The 17746-nt window shown below is 40.6% G+C and carries 16 protein-coding genes, 1 pseudogene and 1 other annotated feature; all 17 genes and pseudogenes read right to left on the reverse strand.

What is annotated here, in order from left to right; all coding sequences use genetic code 11:
- Positions 1-5: 5 nt before the first annotated feature.
- Positions 6-941 (reverse strand): 4-hydroxy-tetrahydrodipicolinate synthase, encoded by a 936-nt coding sequence (dapA, locus tag RIN70_RS05590; RefSeq protein WP_313790421.1) that lies wholly within the window; start codon positions 939-941, stop codon positions 6-8.
- A 139-nt stretch (positions 942-1080) separates the two neighbouring features.
- Positions 1081-2157 (reverse strand): aspartate-semialdehyde dehydrogenase, encoded by a 1077-nt coding sequence (locus tag RIN70_RS05595; RefSeq protein ID WP_313790422.1) that lies wholly within the window; start codon positions 2155-2157, stop codon positions 1081-1083.
- A gap of 145 nt (positions 2158-2302) precedes the next feature.
- Positions 2303-2857 carry a LemA family protein gene (locus RIN70_RS05600; protein ID WP_150906131.1) on the reverse strand — a complete coding sequence of 185 codons (555 nt, stop codon included), beginning with the start codon at positions 2855-2857 and terminating at the stop codon, positions 2303-2305.
- Positions 2854-3855 carry a DUF3137 domain-containing protein gene (locus RIN70_RS05605; protein ID WP_313790423.1) on the reverse strand — a complete coding sequence of 334 codons (1002 nt, stop codon included), beginning with the start codon at positions 3853-3855 and terminating at the stop codon, positions 2854-2856. The genes RIN70_RS05600 and RIN70_RS05605 overlap by 4 nt, the downstream gene beginning before the upstream one ends.
- Before the next feature lie 285 nt (positions 3856-4140).
- Positions 4141-4800: a DNA alkylation repair protein gene (locus tag RIN70_RS05610; protein WP_313790424.1), complete on the reverse strand. Its 660-nt coding sequence runs from the start codon at positions 4798-4800 to the stop codon at positions 4141-4143.
- Positions 4801-4815: 15 nt separating this feature from the next.
- Positions 4816-6390 carry a cardiolipin synthase gene (gene cls / locus RIN70_RS05615; RefSeq protein ID WP_313790425.1) on the reverse strand — a complete coding sequence of 525 codons (1575 nt, stop codon included), beginning with the start codon at positions 6388-6390 and terminating at the stop codon, positions 4816-4818.
- 129 nt (positions 6391-6519) lie between these two features.
- Positions 6520-7028, reverse strand: a pseudogene (locus tag RIN70_RS05620) (N-acetyltransferase family protein).
- Between the two features lie 112 nt (positions 7029-7140).
- Positions 7141-9168 carry a glycosyl hydrolase family 28-related protein gene (locus RIN70_RS05625; protein WP_313790426.1) on the reverse strand — a complete coding sequence of 676 codons (2028 nt, stop codon included), beginning with the start codon at positions 9166-9168 and terminating at the stop codon, positions 7141-7143.
- Between the two features lie 190 nt (positions 9169-9358).
- A complete protein-coding gene (locus RIN70_RS05630; protein ID WP_313790427.1) occupies positions 9359-11137 on the reverse strand; it encodes an ABC transporter ATP-binding protein in 1779 nt (592 codons plus the stop codon).
- Positions 11138-11150: 13 nt separating this feature from the next.
- Complete coding sequence (locus RIN70_RS05635; protein ID WP_313790428.1) at positions 11151-12887, reverse strand: ABC transporter ATP-binding protein; 1737 nt, start codon at positions 12885-12887, stop codon at positions 11151-11153.
- 177 nt (positions 12888-13064) lie between these two features.
- Positions 13065-13514: a hypothetical protein gene (locus tag RIN70_RS05640; RefSeq protein WP_313790429.1), complete on the reverse strand. Its 450-nt coding sequence runs from the start codon at positions 13512-13514 to the stop codon at positions 13065-13067.
- A gap of 108 nt (positions 13515-13622) precedes the next feature.
- Positions 13623-14075, reverse strand: a complete 453-nt coding sequence (locus RIN70_RS05645) for a hypothetical protein (protein WP_134974371.1) — start codon at positions 14073-14075, stop codon at positions 13623-13625.
- A 147-nt stretch (positions 14076-14222) separates the two neighbouring features.
- Complete coding sequence (locus tag RIN70_RS05650) at positions 14223-14651, reverse strand: hypothetical protein (RefSeq protein ID WP_313790430.1); 429 nt, start codon at positions 14649-14651, stop codon at positions 14223-14225.
- Between the two features lie 159 nt (positions 14652-14810).
- Complete coding sequence (gene rplL, locus RIN70_RS05655) at positions 14811-15179, reverse strand: 50S ribosomal protein L7/L12 (protein WP_003001622.1); 369 nt, start codon at positions 15177-15179, stop codon at positions 14811-14813.
- A 74-nt stretch (positions 15180-15253) separates the two neighbouring features.
- Entirely contained in the window at positions 15254-15754 is a 501-nt protein-coding gene (rplJ, locus tag RIN70_RS05660) for a 50S ribosomal protein L10 (protein ID WP_313790431.1), read from the reverse strand.
- Positions 15755-15792: 38 nt separating this feature from the next.
- Positions 15793-15927: a sequence feature (ribosomal protein L10 leader region), on the reverse strand.
- 61 nt (positions 15928-15988) lie between these two features.
- A complete protein-coding gene (locus RIN70_RS05665; RefSeq protein ID WP_254728201.1) occupies positions 15989-16786 on the reverse strand; it encodes a formate/nitrite transporter family protein in 798 nt (265 codons plus the stop codon).
- A gap of 167 nt (positions 16787-16953) precedes the next feature.
- Complete coding sequence (locus RIN70_RS05670; RefSeq protein ID WP_049522721.1) at positions 16954-17658, reverse strand: glucosaminidase domain-containing protein; 705 nt, start codon at positions 17656-17658, stop codon at positions 16954-16956.
- Between the last annotated feature and the right edge of the window lie 88 nt (positions 17659-17746).

The raw sequence follows: 17746 nt of genomic DNA on the forward strand, positions 1-17746 counted from the left end.
TTTTATTAATAATCCGGACGAAGGACTCCCGTAATGATCTCTTTAGTAGCATGGTAATCCCCATCTACTACAACCTTGATGATACGTTTCGCTTCTTCTGCCGGTGCTGGCACCAATGGCAAACGAGTTGGCCCTGCTTCAAAGCCCATATAGTTTAAGACAGCTTTGACAGGAGCTGGGCTTGGATAAGAGAAGAGAGCATTGACTTTAGGGATAAATTGACGTTGGATAGCCGCAGCCTTTTTAATATCGTTGTGTTCAATCGCTTGGAACATCTCATGCATTTCATCTCCATTTGTATGAGAAGCCACTGAGATCACTCCATCAGCTCCAAGGTTCATCGCATGGAAAGCATCTCCATCTTCCCCTGTATAGATGAGAAATTCTTCTGGCTTGTGTTCAATCAAATAGGCCATATTAGCAAGGGTTGTACACTCTTTGACCCCGATGATATTTGGGTGCTCTGCCAAACGAAGCATGGTTTCAGGTGTCATTTCTACTACCACGCGCCCTGGAATATTGTAGATAATAATCGGAAGATTAGATGCATCCGCAATCGCTTTAAAGTGTTGATACATTCCTTCTTGGGATGGTTTATTGTAGTAAGGGACGATAGCCAATCCTGCTGCAAAGCCACCAAAAGCATCCACTTCTTTAACGAACTCAATCGAGTCACGGGTTTCATTGGTTCCGACACCAGCGATCAAAGGGACCCGTCCATTGACAATCTTTTGAACGGCCGCAAAGAGTTGCAATTCCTCATCGTGGGTCAGAGTTGGACTTTCTGCAGTCGTTCCAGCTAAGAGAATCCCATCTGTATGATGTGCCAAGAGGTGCTCGATCAAGGCAGGAAGAGCGTCAAAATTAATGGTTCCATCTTCATGGAAGGGAGTGATAAATGCAGTGATGATTTTACAATCTTTCAAATCATTATAAGACATAGAAAAAACCTTTCTCTATATAAGAAAGAGGCTGGGGCCTGCTTGCCTTTGCCTCATGATCTGTTTATAAAACAAGTTGATTTGCTAGTTAGCTAAGGAGAAATCAAACTCTTCGAGTTACTGATTTCTGTTTTGCTCCCTATTTCAATTCAAACTTCAATTCAGCTGTTGGTCGTACGAGTCCACGTTCATGAAGGGTTTCTGCGATTTGGACTGAGTTCCAAGCAGCTCCTTTAAGGAGGTTATCTGAAACCACCCACATGTGGATTCCTTTTTCAGCATCCAAGTCTCTACGAATCCGTCCAACGAAGGTATCACGTGAACCTACAGCATTGACTGCTTGAGGATAGATTTGGTGAGCAACATCATCTTCAAGGACTGCACCTGGAAATTCTGCAATAGCAGCTTTCACTTCGTCAATTGGTGCCACTTCTTTTGTTTCAATGTAGACTGACTCTGAGTGAGCTGACAAGACTGGAATCCGCACACAAGTTGCTGAAACAGCAATGCTATCGTCTTCCATAATTTTCTTAGTCTCGTTTGTCATCTTCATTTCTTCGTATGTGTAGTCATTATCTGTGAAGACATCAATTTGTGGAAGAGCGTTGAAGGCGATTGGATAGTGTTTCTTATCTCCACCTGAAGGTAAGATTTCTGCTTTAACATCACGTGGATTAACTCCATCATTTAAGACTTCTTTCAACTCACGTTGGGTTTCAAGAATAGCTCCCATACCAGCACCTGAAACAGCTTGGTAAGTAGATACGATGATACGGTCCAAGCCCCATTTTTGACGAACTGGCTCAAGAGCTACCATCATTTGAATGGTTGAACAGTTTGGACAAGAGATGATTCCGTTGTGAGCATCAAGAGCATGGGCATTCACTTCAGGAACAACCAAAGGTACATCCGGATTTTGACGGAAATAAGAAGTGTTATCAACCACTACTGCGCCTGCTTTTACCGCATAAGGTGCATATTTGGCAGATGTTGAACCACCAGCTGAGAAGAGAGCAATATCAACCCCTTCAAAAGCATCTTCAGTCGTTTCCTCGATGGTCACGTCTTGCCCTTTAAATTGCAAGACATTTCCTGCAGAACGTGCTGACGCAAGGTAGCGAATTTTATCGATTGGAAGAGTAGATTCTTCCAACATTTTGATCATTTGAGCACCAACGGCACCTGTAGCACCGACAACAGCAACTGTGTATCCCATAGTAAATCCTCTTTCAAAATTTTCTAAAAATTGAGTATTTGTACCATTATACAATTTTTTGGCATAAATGAAAAGTACCAACAGTAGGAAAAAATCCCGATTCTAAGACCAGGATTGTTGATGGTTATTTATCATAAATAGCTCGTTAGTTCAGGTCATAGTTCAAGTCACTTAAATCTTTCTTACCTTGTGTTTCTTCAGCAAGAAATGGAACTTGATGGATCCCCTTTACACCTGCTACGATAGACGCCGGAAAGGAAACAATTTCTTGATTGATATGGCTGACATTACTGTTGACAATTCGCTTCGCTGCAGCAAGATCTTCATTTTCGTCAGCAATTTCCTTTTGCAAGGCCAAGAATTGGTTAGAAGACAAGAGCTCTGGATAGTTTTCACCGACTGCACGAATTTGTGCCAAGACATCATTTTGATTGGTAATGACTTGGTTGGATTCTTGAATAGTCGCTCCTTGGCGTAAAGCAACTAAATCAGTAAAAATCTCTTGCTCGTGTTTGGCATAGGCTTTGGCTACTTTTAGCATTTCCGAAATGGTATCATAGCGTTTTACGAGAACGATATCAACCGTTCTCTTTGATTCTTCGATGGTTACTAGATAACGATTGAGGCGATTTCCTACACTAATAAACCAAATGGCCAATAGGGCAAGAAATAATAGGATGATTCCAATAATGAGATTCATGATGCTTCTCCTTCAAAAATTGCTGTTATTTCCTTAATTAAAGCTAGTTCTTTGCATAATTTATGATATTCAGATACCAAAGATAGTTGATCAATATCTTCCGGTTTTTGGGGCGTCGGAAAGATATAGCGATCGGTATACAAAGAAATAAATAGTTTCTTGTCTTTCAAAAATACACACATGGCATTTTGAGAAATTTGTCGATCAAACCATTCCAACATCTTAGGGGTGAGAAATTTACGGGCAGACAGTTCATCCGTGCAGTAGATATTGTAATTTTCGTTATTGCGAATATCCTCTGTTTCAATCTGAACTTCATCCCCTCTGGCTCCAGGATAAACCCCATTCACCTCCCTCTTAAAAAGAAATGATTTCTTGGTCGGAACCACCCGAAGATGACCCGAGAAATTGATCGGTAGACATAAAGAGAACACTTGTCCAAGGAAATCTGTAACTTCCACATGTTCCGTCCTCGTATGACCATTAGATGTCCGGTAACGAGTCTCTGTATGATGGGCATAGAGATTTGACACCGTCAGCTCTTTGTCATCATGAAATGATAGCTCTTTGAAACACAGAAAATCAGTCGACCGAGGACATAAATGCGAGAGAGCTTCAGAAGGGATGGAACCGTCCTCTTTGATCGAAGCCTTAGGAAAAACTTCCTTTAATACAGGCGACAAGATATCATCAAGATAGATTTCATCGTTCGAACGAATTCGATCCCCAAACAAGGCTTTTCTTTTTTTATATTGTGGCCAATAATACAAACCAACAACTAAAAGGATCAAAGGAATAGCTGCAAAACGCAATAAAATGAGAGACAGTATGGCGCAAATAATACCAAAAGATCGCAAAACATTCCACTGAAGATTGTTCTTCATCTGTTCTCGAATCAATCCGATGGCATCCTGAAATTGTTTGGAGTTTTCAAGATCCTCAATTTTCTGCGAATAGTCTGTAGATGCTGAATCATTAGAATGATAGAAATCTCCCAATCAACTCCACTCCTTTCTGACACGAGGCACTTTACTATATTATAACACCAACATAACTTTGTAGCAACTGTATTATAATAGTTTTCATTTCTTAAAAGGTACAAAAAAATCCTGATCCGAAGACCAGGATTCGAGGCACCTTTCAGTGAGAACAGCCGGTTCACACAACTGTTCAAGGTCCGCTCCTGCGTTACAATTGAATGTAGACCTCCTCAGCGCAAAAGGCTCCTAAGAGCCAATCGACTCATCGCATAAATCTAGTTTACCATGAACATCCACAAACTGTCAAGAAGGTAGGTACTTGCTTCCTTCTCGAATACTCAAAGGAGATAACTGCTCTCGATAGCGGTCGATAAAGGCCCCTACCCAATCCGGATTAACCTTAGAATAATTGCGTAAACTCCAGCCGATTGCCTTATTTATAAAGAACTCGCTTTGACCTAGATTATTGAGGATCACTTTTTCTAACAAATCCGTATCTGTTTTTTCTTTCCTCATAAGCTGGTGATCAATGGCAATCCGCCTCAACCAAAAGTCCTGATCCCTACTCCAATCCAGCATAACCTGCTTTGTTTCTGGATAGTGAAAAGTAATCTCTCCGATGATAAGGTCCAATTGATCTATACTGTCCCACCATGATTTGGTTTGAGCCAATTCCTTTAGCTTTGGAAAATCTTCAGGTCTAAGCTCCTTCTTCTTTTTATCCAGATAATCCATAGCAATATATTGGAACTCACGGTAGGGTTGCTGCCAACACTCTTCCACAAAAGCCCAATCAATTGGATTCTTTATGAAAAGCTTAAAAAAATCTCTTTCAATCTTTTTGAGAATTGGTTTTTGAACGCCAAGAAAGCTGAATTTATTTTTCATATAAGCTTCCATTGCTGGGACTTTCGCTGGATCAGCTTGGTCTTCTAACAATTTCAAAAGAATTTTTGTATCCATATGATTCCTCCTTTTTTACATCAAAGGTCCAATCAGAGAAAAGAGATAACCACCTAGACGATGAGCCATAGGCATTTTTGACAAACTTTCCAGAGTAACTTCCTCTGAGAGAGCCTGGGTTTTCTCAAAATCTTCTTCAATTTTAAGCACTTCCAGATTATTGTAGAGATAAACCCCATCTTCGAAATTTTGATAGAGACTTCGGTAGTCTGTGTTAATGGTTCCTACAACAGCTTGTTGGCTATCAGAAACATAAACCTTAGCATGGACAAAGCCTGGGGTATAACGGAAAATACGGACCCCAGCATCCAAGAGGGCTTTAAAATAGGTCGTCGCAATATCAAAGGCATACTGTTTATCTGCAATCCCTGGCATAATGATACGAACATCCACACCTCGTCTGGCCGCAAATGTCATGGCTCGAACCAATTCATCATCCAAGATCAGATACGGCGTCATGATATAGACATAATTAGTAGATGTATTCAGAAGATGTAAATAAACATTTTCTGCAACCTTGTGGTAGGTCAACGGTGAATTGCCATAAGGAAGAACCAAGCCTTGACCCTCTCTTTTTTGAGGTTTTTCTTGTAGATAGTGCTCCATATCCGTTTTATCCTCTATTCCAGTCACTTTCCACATGGTCAAAAAGAGAGCTTTCAGCGATTGAACTGCTGAACCATCTAATCGAAGGGCCGTATCCTTCCAATGACCAAAGCGTTCTAGTTTATTGACATACTCATCAGCGATATTAACGCCACCAGTATAAGCAACTTGACCATCAATCACTGTAATCTTTCGATGGTCTCGGTAATTGTAATAGGTTGATAGAATGGGCTTGACTGGTGAGAAGGTCTGAGCTTTTATCCCAACCTTGTGCAATCGCTCGATATAATCGTAGGACAAGGTAGTCATCTCATTCATCCCATCAAACATGACACGAACATCCAGACCTGCCTTGGCCTTCTCCTCCAAAATGGCTAAAATCTCGCCCCACATGATCCCTTCGTCAATAATGAAATATTCCATAAAGATATAACGTTCCGCCTTTTTCAAATCCTCCAACAAGGCTGGTAGCATGTCATCTCCAAGTGGAAAATAGGTGACCTCTGTGTCTCTGTAGATAGGAAACTGGGCTGGACTATGCTCCAGAAAATAAGCTAATTTCTGTAATTGGCTATCACTTTGGGATAAATAATCAGCAACTTCTGGATCGGTGCTTAGATAGTCAGATGCCTGCACTGTAGCATCCTCAAGCCGCTTCTTCAAGCGTCTCACACCCAAATCAGCTAACGAAAAGTAAAGCAGAGCCGTCCCAAAAATTGGAAAGAGGGCAATGATAATCACCCAGGACAGTTTGGAACGAGAATCCATGGAACGATTGAGCAAGTAAAAGAAGGTCAAGACACTCAACAAGTGTTCCCATAAGATAATGGATGGGAAATGCTCTTGTAGACTGAGATATGAAAAGACAAGAAAGGCCAATTCCAGTAAGAAGAACAGAAGAATGGGAACCTTTCGGTTAAGTAGAATTTTGGCCCATCTGGAGGGTTTTTGAGGTAACAGCCTAGCACTTTGTTCTTCAGTCATAAAGGCTCCTTTCATGTAGGGGAGACCATCACAACTTTCCGGTCTCTTTCAGTAATTTTTTTAGTATCATTTTAGCCTATGAAAAAGTCAGGGATAATTAACTATTGCGATTTACAAATGTCGTGATTTCTACTGTATTTTTCTAACAGGACCGTCTATGGTCTTTTGCATCCAGATGATATCATGCCATTTGTTAAACTTATAGCCAATTTTTGGAAAATGAGCCACTTGGACATACCCTCGCTTTTCATGCATGGAAATGCTCGCTTCGTTCGGAACCGCGATACAAGCCAGAAAGCGTAAGTAGCCTCGTGCTTGCAACTCCTCTTCTAAGGCCGTATAAAGAGCCGATCCAATCCCTTGTCCACGCGCTTCTTTTGCTACATAAATAGATAATTCAGTGGTCCAATCATAGGCAGCGCGTGCATAATAGGTCGAGGCATAGGCATACCCACAACTTTTCCATCCACTTCTGCGACCAAATAAGGAAATTGAGTCAGCGTTTTTGTGATGCGACTTTCAAATTCCTGGACAGTCGGCACATCAACCTCAAAGGTAATGGCTGTCTCTGTTACATAAGGTTGGTAAATCGCTCGGATAGCTGTTGCATCGCTGAGCTGAACGGGTCGAATCATCATGGTGGCCTCCTAATTAGATTATACCTAGTATACCGATATGCCTTATCACTGTCAATGAAGGACTAGAAGCAAGCAAAAAATCCTGGAATTGTATCCAGGATTTCCATCCTTCTTAAACCGTTTGACTTAACCCCATCATCCGGTAAAGGAATAAAGCACTCGGAGCTTTCAAAAAGCTCTTTTGCTTGGAATTTGTTGCTTTTAAGACATAGTTAGGTTTGACTGTTTTAGTAACTGTCTTTGCTTGTTTAAGATTCAGACCGGTTTGTTTTTTAGACGGTTGAACTTTCGATGGTTGAAGGGAAGCTTTCACTGCGCTTACTTGAAGGGGTTTTTCTTTCACTTTCAAGGCTTGTCCAGCTGATTTTGAAGTAGAGGCAGATAATCCTGCTTGAGCTGGATGAGAGAGTTGACTCATGGTTTGATTGTTACTGACTTCGACATGGTTTAGGATACCTCCATTTGGATTGAGGTGATCAGTCACACCTGTATCAAATGGCGCTACAAATACATTGTCCTCAATGGTGACATTTTTAATATCTCCATAGCGCGTTTCAACATCAATCGATCCACGATGCTTGTTGTAGATATCGCTCTTCGTCCCTGTACGCTCCAAGAGATTGTGGTGAACCCGAATTCCTTCTTCATTCAGATCAAAGTTATGACCCTTAAAGACAGTCGTCAAGCGAATTCCGGCATCCCCGATATTGTCTTTAATCCGATTGTAGGCAATCTCATGGCCTTTTCCACCAAAGATCCCAACACCACCAGCACGCCAACCAAGTTCAATCGTATTGTGCAAGAATTTATTGTTTTCTGCTACTGCTGATTCTGTTCCATCCGCAATACTTGACCAGCTGGCTAGTCCGTCATCTCCATTCCCACGGATACTAGAATTGCGGACAATCGAATTCTTAGTCCCTTGGGCAAAGTTGACTCCGTCAGCCAGGTTATTGCGCAAACGGACATTTTCTACTACTAGACCATCTGTGTACTTCATATCATTTTTTCCAGCATAATCGCCAATCCACATGCCGACTTCAAAATGTTCGGCCCAAATATCGTGAATATGAGAGTTCTTCCCTGGCGTTCCAGAAATGGCCTTGTACTGAGCATTTTCACCATAGCGTGAACGAAGGTTGGAGGACAGATAGACATCGCTAAATTCAACATGGTTGTCTTGGTGAAGGAAGTCAAATCCACCGCCACCAGCTTGGTCACTAGTAAAATGCAGTTGGGTATGCCAGATACCAGCCCCTGAAATCTTCATATCAGAAGCATCGATACCGACTTTTCGATTGAGATTAAATCGCCCAGCTGGGATATAGACATTCTTTCCGGTTTGTTTAGCTTCATAAATCGCATCATAGAGGGCCTTGCTGTCATCAGTATCGTCGTTTGGCGTAGCTCCTTTAGAAACAATATTGATAGCATTGTCCCCTTGAGCAATCGGGTCTGGAGCTTGCTCGAATTCCACAAAGTCAAGGCCATAATGGACGTCGTCTGACTTGTTTTTCACCAGTGAAACCACATCTCCTTTTTGAAGCTGAACTCCTGGAAGTAGGCTGTGTACTTCATCAAATTGGAACCGAGCGAGTGTATCCGCCTGGGAACTATCGTGTACACCTTTGTCATTCAAGTACTGCCAGTTAGACGTAGATGAAAGATCCAATTGTTGAACACTGTGACCATTCACCTGTACATCGAGTTGTCCACTTGCGCCATCTGGTACCGTGTAGCGTACGGTTAAAGCATTGGCTGGTTCATTGACCTTAAAGGAAACACCATCTCCCTTTTCTTTTAAAGCGACATAAGTCTGATCAGAAGCTTCAATAGCTGTTGAGTGACTGTCTTGAGACTGCTCTACCTCTGCCTTTCCAAGGAGGTTTCCTTTGTCTGCTTCATAACGGGTGTAAGGCATAGATGCTCCATATTGACTGGTATCTACTTGAGAGCTTTCGGGATCAGAAGTTGTCGCTTCTTGCCCTTGTGTTTGGACTTGTGCCTGCTCTCCAACTTGATCAGCTGCCACAGATTTTCCAGTCAAAAAACAAGCCCCCATGATCGCAATTACGACAGAAAAGACTCCAAGCTTAGACTTGCGAATGCCAAAAATGATATCTTTGTTTAAATGATACATCACATATTTCTCCTTTTATTTTTTACAACGATTCTATCCTAATAAAAATTATCATGACAAACAAGGTGAATTGTGTGAATATTCTGTATCAATTTGTTGCAGAAATATTAACCTTTTTATGTAGTAATAAAAGTGAGTAAGAAAAAAGAGGCTGAGAATGCTTTCTCAAACCTCTTTTGATGGCACGCGCTTATTCCGCTTTTTTATTTGAAAATTGGCTATTGTAGAGCTCATAGTAGAACCCTTTATCTGCTAACAAGGATTGGTGATTTCCTTGCTCGATGATTTGGCCATCTTTGAGGACAAGGATCTTATCTGCTTCTTGAATGGTAGACAAGCGGTGAGCAATAACAAAGCTAGTCCGCCCTTTCATCAAATTCTTCATCGCTTTTTGAATCAAGAGCTCTAAACGCGTATCGACAGAAGACGTCGCTTCATCCAAAATCAAGATTTTAGGATCAGCCAGGAGCGCACGCGCAATGGTTAGGAGTTGCTTTTGCCCTAGAGAAATATTGCTAGACTCCTGGTTCATTTCCATATTGTAACCACCAGGAAGCGTCCGGATAAAGTGATCGACATTGGCTGACTTTGCGGCTTCCACAATTTCTTCATCCGTTGCCTCGAGATTACCAAATCGAAGGTTTTCTTTGATGGTTCCTTCATATAACCAAGCATCCTGAAGCACCATTCCAAATTGCTTGCGGTAATCTTGGCGAGATAGATGACGAATATCATGACCATCCACCGTAATCGATCCTGCAGTCACATCGTAAAAGCGCATCAGCAGATTAATCAAAGTTGTTTTCCCTGCTCCAGTTGGTCCGACAATGGCCACCATTTCACCTGGTTTGACTTCTAGGTTGAAATCACGAATCAAGGGTTTATCCACTACATATTGGAAATCAACGCTTTTAAAGCTGACTTGCCCTGTCAAATCTCCAGAGAGGGTTTCTGTCACATCTGCTACTTCATCTGGTTCATCCATGACTTGGAAAATCCGATCTAGAGACGACTTAGCACTTTGTAGCTGACCTGCCAATTGGGTCAAGTTTTGAATCGGTTGGTTGATCTGCCAAACATATTGAACGAAGGCCTGCATATTCCCGACAGTCAAACGACCTGCTAACACTTGCAAGCCACCAAACAAAGCGATAATGAGATAAGTCAAATCTGAAATTCCATTTAAAATCGGCATCATTAAGCCGGAAATGAAATTAGCCTTGAATCCTACCTTTTGAAGGTGATGGGTAATATCATGAAACTCTTCCTGGGAAGATTTTTCCCGAACATAGAGCTTGAGGACATTAAAACCTGTTAGATTCTCTTGTACAAAGCCGTTCATTGCCCCCAAAACATCTGCCTGCTCTTTAAAGTAAGGCTGAGATTTTTTCATGATAAATCGAGCACTGAAATAAGTGATAGGAATGGACAAGATGACCACTAGTCCCAGTTGGATGTTTAAGTACAAGACCATGCTGATAACAAAGAGCAAGGTAAAGATGGCGTTGACAACTTGTAAGAAAGATTGTTGCAGGGCATTCGAGACGGTTTCGACATCGCTAGTGAAACGTCCTAGCAAATCTCCGAACTGATGCCGGTCAAAATAAGAAACGGGAATGTGATTGATTTTATGAGACAAATCATTTCGCATATCCTGAACGGTCTTTTGAACAGCATTGGTCATGAAATAGTTGGAATAATAAGATCCCAACTCATAGAGGACCCCACGGAATAGATAGAGCGTCATAATGATCGCGATATAGGAGGTATTAAGACCAGCTCCTGCAAGGCCTTTTGCCATATCCATGAGATTTTTTGTCAACTCAGTAATGGCAAGCCCCAAAACAAAGGGTTCGACAACACTCATGACGACACTCAGGATTTTTAAGAAAATGGACAAGCAAACTTCCAAGCGATAGGCTCTCAAGTAAGTCCATAGTCTAGAAAAACTGTTTTGTTCTTGTTTCATCTGCTTCTCCTTTCTATTCCTCTGTTAATGACGGACTGTCGAGCTGCGAATTGGCAATTTCACGATAGATCTCATTGCTTTCCATCAATTCATCGTGAGTACCTCGACCGACGATCTCCCCTTGGTCCAAGACAATAATTTGATCCGCATCCATAATGGTTCCCACGCGTTGCGCTACGATCAAGACAGTCGCATCTCCTGTAACTTCTTTGAGACGTTTCCGCAAAGTAGCATCCGTCTTGTAGTCCAAAGCAGAGAAGGAATCATCAAAAATAAAGATATCGGGCTCTTTGACAACAGCACGGGCGATAGACAAGCGTTGTTTTTGACCACCTGAAAGGTTGCTACCACCTTCTGCCAAATGCGTATCAAAGCGTTCCTCACGACTGTCGATAAATTCCTTGGCTTGGGAAATTTCAGCTGCTTGTTCTAGCTCTTGTACAGAAGCATCTTCTTTCCCATAACGAAGATTTTCAGCAATGGTTCCTGTAAAGAGCAAGGCCTTTTGTGGAATAAAACCAATCTTTTGGCGAAGGGCTTTCAGATTGTAGTCACGGACATCCACGCCGTCGACCAAAATCTTACCAAGTGTGACATCATAGAATCGAGGAATCAACTGCACAAGTGAAGATTTCCCAGAACCAGTCGAGCCGATAAAGGCAATGGTTTCGCCAGGATTGGCTTGAAAGGAAATATTATGGAGAACTGGACTCTCCGTCTCACCTGGATAAGCAAAGGTGACATTGTCAAATTCCAAATAGCCACGAGATGCTGTCTCTGTTACACCATTCTCATTTGGATCAATCGAAATGGGCATGTCCATGATTTCCTTGAGCCGACGGCTAGAAACCGCAGTCCGAGGATACATGGTAAAGAGATTGGCTAAAAAGAGGAAAGATAAAAGCGCGTGGAAGCTATACTCAATAAAGGCAACCAGATCCCCAATTTTCAAACTACCGTCATGAAGAGGATCCAAAGCAAACCAGACAATCGCCACAATCATAGCAATGATGATCTGCACAAATAGGGGTTCTGTCAAACCAGTTAGTTTAAACAATTTATTCGAGTTCTCTGCGTAGACTTCATTTTCAGCTGCAAATTTATCCTCTTGAAATTCTTCACGAGCAAAGGCACGAATCACACGAAGCCCTGTCAAATTTTCACGCGCAAACTGGTTGAGATGGTCGAGGGTCTTTTGTTGCTTCTCAGAAAGTGGACGTGTCTTAACTGCTACATACCAGACGACGACAGCAAGAAATGGTACAGAAACCGCTACAATCCACGCTAAAGAAGGACTGGTCGTCAGAATCAAGAGAACACTGGAAACCATCATCAAGGGTGTAATGACCCCCATCTTCAACATAGAATCCGCAAACTGCATCAAAACAAAGGCATCAGAAGTCAAGCGAGTGACCAATGACGATACCCCGATTTGCTCATACTCGTGATGCGAGTACTCCTGTAACTTAGCATAGAGGTCATTGCGCATATCTCGAACCATGGTGGTCGTTAGCTGGCCAACCGCGTAAGACAAGATAATCCGCCCCACGATCCCAAGCAAAATAATCGCAAACATGACCCAGCCCCAGAAATACAGCCGATCCACATCACGCGGGTTAATCCCCTCATCAATCATGCGAGCTAGAATCGTTGGCAAGCCCAAATTGACAATAACAAACAGGACTGCTGAAAATAGATTCAGGGCTAGCCACTTGGGATACTTTTTCAAGTAAGACCAAATATAAAGCATAGATGATTCTCCTTTTCCATAAATAATAACCTTGATCACACAGAAAAGAGGGAGCGAGACGAAATCATTTTCAAAGAAAATCATTCCTGCCCCAGTCCCATCTGTAGTCTCATTCATTATACCAAACTAGTCATAAAAGTAAAGCAAAAGAGCAGGTTTCCCCGCTCTTCACTTGCATTATTTCGTGCGTTTGAGTTTAGCATTTTTAAGAATCATAAGATCCCCTTGGTTGCTATTACTTAACTTAGAAAGATCAAATGTCAAATAGTCACCATCGACCTTGTATGTAATCTTTTCTCCTCTACCATCATTTGACGAGATTGTTTTCTCTTTTTGATTGATTTTGACATCATAAGATCGCTCATTCTTTTGACCAGCGACTTCACCCGCGATGCTGAGGGTTCCTTTAGAATCTTTGATCTTAATAGAAACTTCAAAATTAATAACGTCTCCAATAGACTCTAATTGACTACCTGATAAGCCTTGCTCCTCAAGAATTTTCTTGAGTTCAGTTTTTGATGGTTTGTAGACATAAGTCCCATTATCACTTTTGACACCACATGCCACCAAGAGGACTGCTGCAAAAACTGCAACGAAAGCTAAAAGAATACGTTTAATATTTTTCATAATCAATCTCCTAATGTATTTTATAATGAGATTTTACCACTATTTTCATACCGATTCAAGATGTTTTAAAGAAGAAAAAGAGCAGATACTCTCTGCCCTTCTCTTATATTATTTTGTACGTTTGAATTTAGCGTTTTTGAACATTTCCAAAGCGGCTTCATGACCTGAACTCTTCTGACCAGATAAATCAAAAGTGAACACATCTCCAGATACTTTGTATTTAACCTTCTCACCTTCACCTGTTTTAGATTGAAGAGTTTTCTTTTGTTGGTCAACTTTCATATCAAATGATTGGTCTGTTTTTTGTCCCATCATTTCACCTTTAATTTTAAGGCTACCTGTTTTATCTTTAATGGTCACTGAAACTTCCAATTTAACATTGTCGATCAATGCATCTACACTTGAACTTGGAGCACCTTGTTCTTCAAGGATCTCCTTCACTTCAGTTTTTGATGGTTTGTAGACATAAGTCCCGTTATCACTTTTGGCACCACATGCCACCAAGAGGACTGCTGCAAAAACAGCTACTACAGCCAAAAGAATACGTTTAAAGTTTTTCATAACTTCTCCTTTTTAGTTAGATTCACCCTATTCTATCAACAATTCAGGCACACGGCAATGAAATATTACAAATGTAATACTCTTGTAATATATTTATCAACTAATATTAAACGATTAAAAAGGCAGGATCCGTGCCTACCATTTCTTTTATTTGATCTTTTTAAATTTCGCGTATTTTATGAAATTTATATAGGTGTCAGAATCACTTACATCTTTAATTGTTAATACCCCACCAGAAATTTGATAAGTAATTTTAGTCTTACTATATTCACTTTCCAATATAATTGTTTTAGTTTTTTGATCAACCTTAAAATCATAGGGTAGATTGGTATTTTGAACATTTGATTTTATCTGAACCTTTATGAGGCCTGTTTTGTCCTTAATGATAATCGAAACCTTAAATTTATAATCATCTGTAATGATATAAGCAAGTTGACTTGGTAGCATCTCCCTCACTTCTTCTGTTGTGGGTTCGAATACATAAGTCCCATTATCACTTTTTGGACCACAGGCTACCAAGAGGACGGCTGCAAAAACAGCAACAAAAGCCAAAAGAAACTGTTTAAAATTTTTCATACCTCCTCCTTATTTCATAGAATATCCCTATTATAGCAATAATCTTGTCGTATCTCAATGAAATATTTGATGATACAGGGCTTGTAAAAGTCACGAAAGAAAGAATCCACGAAAAAACCGAGGCCTAAACCTCGGTTTTCATTTTGATTGGAAACTCTATTATTTAAGAGTAACTGAAGCTCCAGCTTCTTCCAATTTACCTTTGATTTCTTCAGCTTCAGCTGCAGCAACACCTTCTTTGATGACACCAGGTGCACCATCAACAAGTTCTTTAGCTTCTTTAAGACCAAGACCAGTGATTTCACGTACAACTTTGATAACGCCGACTTTCTTGTCGCCTGCAGATGTCAATTCGATATCGAATGAATCTTTAGCAGCACCTGCGTCAGCAGCACCAGCTGCAGCAACAGCTACAGGAGCAGCTGCAGTTACACCAAATTCTTCTTCGATAGCTTTTACAAGGTCGTTCAATTCAAGGATTGAAGCTTCTTTAATTTCAGCAATAATGTTTTCAATGTTCAATGCCATTGTTATTTCCTCCAAATAAGTTTTAATTTTATGTTTTTATTTTTTGTAGCTAGGCTACGCTGCGTAGCTTAAGATTAAGCTGCGTCTTCTTTGTTGTCTGCAACCGCTTTGACTGCAAGAGCAATGTTGCGCACTGGCGCTTGAAGTACAGAAAGGAGCATAGAAAGAAGTCCTTCGCGGTTTGGAAGAGTTGCAAGTGCAAGAATCTCTTCTTTAGATGCGACAGCGCCTTCGATTGCACCACCTTTGATTTCAAGTGCTTCAGCGTCTTTTGCAAAATCGTTCAAGATTTTCGCAGGTGCGATAACATCTTCGTTAGAAAATGCTACTGCAGAAGGTCCAACGAATACAGATGCAAGATCTTCAAGACCAGCTTTTTCAGCTGCACGACGCAAGATTGAGTTTTTGATAACTTTAAACTCAACTTCGCTTCCGCGAAGGTTGCGACGGAGAACTGTATCTTGCTCAACTGTCAAACCGCGAGAATCTACAACGACGATTGATGCAGCAGCTTTCATTTTTTCAGCTACCACGTCAACAAGTTCCGCTTTTTTAGCAATAATTGCTTCACTCATTAGTGTGTTCACCTCCGTAATTATTTTGCTTGGGGAATTTTTCCAAAAGAAAAACGCGCCCAAACCTAGACACGAAAGTACAATACGCTTCTTTTAATTGATACGTTTTGTCCTCGGTAGGATCTTTATGAGTCGAGCTCCCCTACTGTCTTAGGCAGTTTTTTCAAACCGTAGATTAGTTTATCATATATAAAAAAAGAATGCAAGTACTTTTGCAAACTTTTTTTATATTTTTTAATCGTTATAAAGACTCTTGATATTATTCAACCAAGCATAGGCTAGTCCCATTAGGACTCCTCCTCCTACCCAGTTGGCAAAGAAGGTTACGCTATAGTGACGTAAAATATTTAAAAACTCAAAATGTGGCAATTGGCTAGAAACTGAATTAAAGCTCAATAATGAGAAGGAAGCAAAGTTTGCAGCCAAGTGTTCATTGGTCATAAAGACAAACATATAAATAGCAGAGAGGGCTAAGAGCACCTTGGCTGTTTCATCTTTGAAATATAAATAAGAAAGAATAGCAATATTTACAAAGATATTGGCAATAACCCCTTCAAAGAAAACCACTTGATTGCTTCGTTGGAGTTTATTTTCTGCCACCGTAGCTAGGAATCCTTTTGGATCGATATGTGCGAAGGCAGTTGTTTGATTGAAAAGAAAAGCGACGATTAAAGCACCAATTAAATTAAAGAAGGTACAATAAAGAAGAATTTCCAGCGCTTTCTTCCAATGAATTTTCTTTAGATAGGTACCCGCCGTCAGATACATCATATTTGAGGTGGTTAATTCCGCATTTAAGAATAAGAGGTAAACCAAGCCCCAGGCAAAGATGAATGGAAATAGAAAACGACCAGATCCAGGTACGAAGGTATTCAACAGGTCTGCAGCAACTGCTCCGACCGCCGTACTTAAAGTAAGAAATCCTCCAGCAAAAATAGAACGGACTGCATAGCGCGTTTTAGATTTCTGATAGAGATCTTCCTTCTTATTACACGCCGCTCCAACTTTTTGAATAAAATTAGATTCAGACATAATATTCTCCTTATATAATGTTTGTGAACAAAATCATTATATCATAGAGAGAAAAGTTTGAAAAGGTTTTCAGGAAGAATTCTTAACTTTTCATCATATACGTTTTATATCGAATATCACTGTGTGCTAAAAACAAATAAAAAAACAGGCATCTGCCTGTTTTACTTTTAATAATTTAAACGGTTCGCCCAAGCGATATCCAAATTCAAGATTTCTTGTGAAGTGAACTGTTGACGATATGGATTGTATACCGAACCTGTAATACCACCTTGAACATTTGGTGAATCGTATTGAGTTAAATTATAAGTTTCAATGATGTTATTAAGTTTTGCATAGTAGCTTGTGTCTGTCGCATAAACACCTGTCAACGCTGCTGTTGCATCTTGGTAACTTGAGGTGTTGCTCTTCCATGCGCCAGCAAAATGCCCTTGTTTCAAAACAGCTACATAGTCTTGCAATGATTCATAGTAAGATGGGTAAGAACGAAAAGCGTCATTAATCGTATAGGCATTTCCTGCACCGTCATCTTCCCAAGTTTGCATCACTGCTGATTGACCAGCATAACTTCCTTTAATACCGAAAAGGTTGTAATGCGGATAAGAAGACAAGCCAGACTGACCTGAACCACTTTCAAGGATGGCTTGTGCGATCATAACGGAAGCATAAAGGTCATTCTCTTGACCGAGCTGACGAGCTGACTCACCAATTTGTGAGATGAAAGCTTCAGTAGGGTCTGAATAAGCTTGGTAAGATCCATCATTAGCACCAACTGATGTGACGTGCTCGCTCATAGCAGCAGCAAAAGTCCCTGCTGCTAATACAGAAACGAACAAACCAAATAATTTCGTTTTATTCCGTATTTTCTTTTTCATAATACAATTTATCTCCAATTATTTTTTATCATCTTTTATCTTTATAGAGATTATACCATATAAATAGAAGAAAACAAAGGCACTTATA

The organism is Streptococcus parasanguinis (assembly GCF_032163505.1).
Classification (GTDB): Bacteria; Bacillota; Bacilli; order Lactobacillales; family Streptococcaceae; genus Streptococcus; species Streptococcus parasanguinis_V.

Coding starts and splice junctions, on each gene's coding strand:
- dapA (WP_313790421.1), bottom strand. CDS start 941: ATGTCTTATAATGATTTGAAAGATTGTAAAATCATCACTGCATTTATC.
- RIN70_RS05595 (WP_313790422.1), bottom strand. CDS start 2,157: ATGGGATACACAGTTGCTGTTGTCGGTGCTACAGGTGCCGTTGGTGCT.
- RIN70_RS05600 (WP_150906131.1), bottom strand. CDS start 2,857: ATGAATCTCATTATTGGAATCATCCTATTATTTCTTGCCCTATTGGCC.
- RIN70_RS05610 (WP_313790424.1), bottom strand. CDS start 4,800: ATGGATACAAAAATTCTTTTGAAATTGTTAGAAGACCAAGCTGATCCA.
- cls (WP_313790425.1), bottom strand. CDS start 6,390: ATGACTGAAGAACAAAGTGCTAGGCTGTTACCTCAAAAACCCTCCAGA.
- RIN70_RS05625 (WP_313790426.1), bottom strand. CDS start 9,168: ATGTATCATTTAAACAAAGATATCATTTTTGGCATTCGCAAGTCTAAG.
- RIN70_RS05630 (WP_313790427.1), bottom strand. CDS start 11,137: ATGAAACAAGAACAAAACAGTTTTTCTAGACTATGGACTTACTTGAGA.
- RIN70_RS05635 (WP_313790428.1), bottom strand. CDS start 12,887: ATGCTTTATATTTGGTCTTACTTGAAAAAGTATCCCAAGTGGCTAGCC.
- RIN70_RS05640 (WP_313790429.1), bottom strand. CDS start 13,514: ATGAAAAATATTAAACGTATTCTTTTAGCTTTCGTTGCAGTTTTTGCA.
- RIN70_RS05645 (WP_134974371.1), bottom strand. CDS start 14,075: ATGAAAAACTTTAAACGTATTCTTTTGGCTGTAGTAGCTGTTTTTGCA.
- RIN70_RS05650 (WP_313790430.1), bottom strand. CDS start 14,651: ATGAAAAATTTTAAACAGTTTCTTTTGGCTTTTGTTGCTGTTTTTGCA.
- rplL (WP_003001622.1), bottom strand. CDS start 15,179: ATGGCATTGAACATTGAAAACATTATTGCTGAAATTAAAGAAGCTTCA.
- rplJ (WP_313790431.1), bottom strand. CDS start 15,754: ATGAGTGAAGCAATTATTGCTAAAAAAGCGGAACTTGTTGACGTGGTA.
- RIN70_RS05665 (WP_254728201.1), bottom strand. CDS start 16,786: ATGTCTGAATCTAATTTTATTCAAAAAGTTGGAGCGGCGTGTAATAAG.
- RIN70_RS05670 (WP_049522721.1), bottom strand. CDS start 17,658: ATGAAAAAGAAAATACGGAATAAAACGAAATTATTTGGTTTGTTCGTT.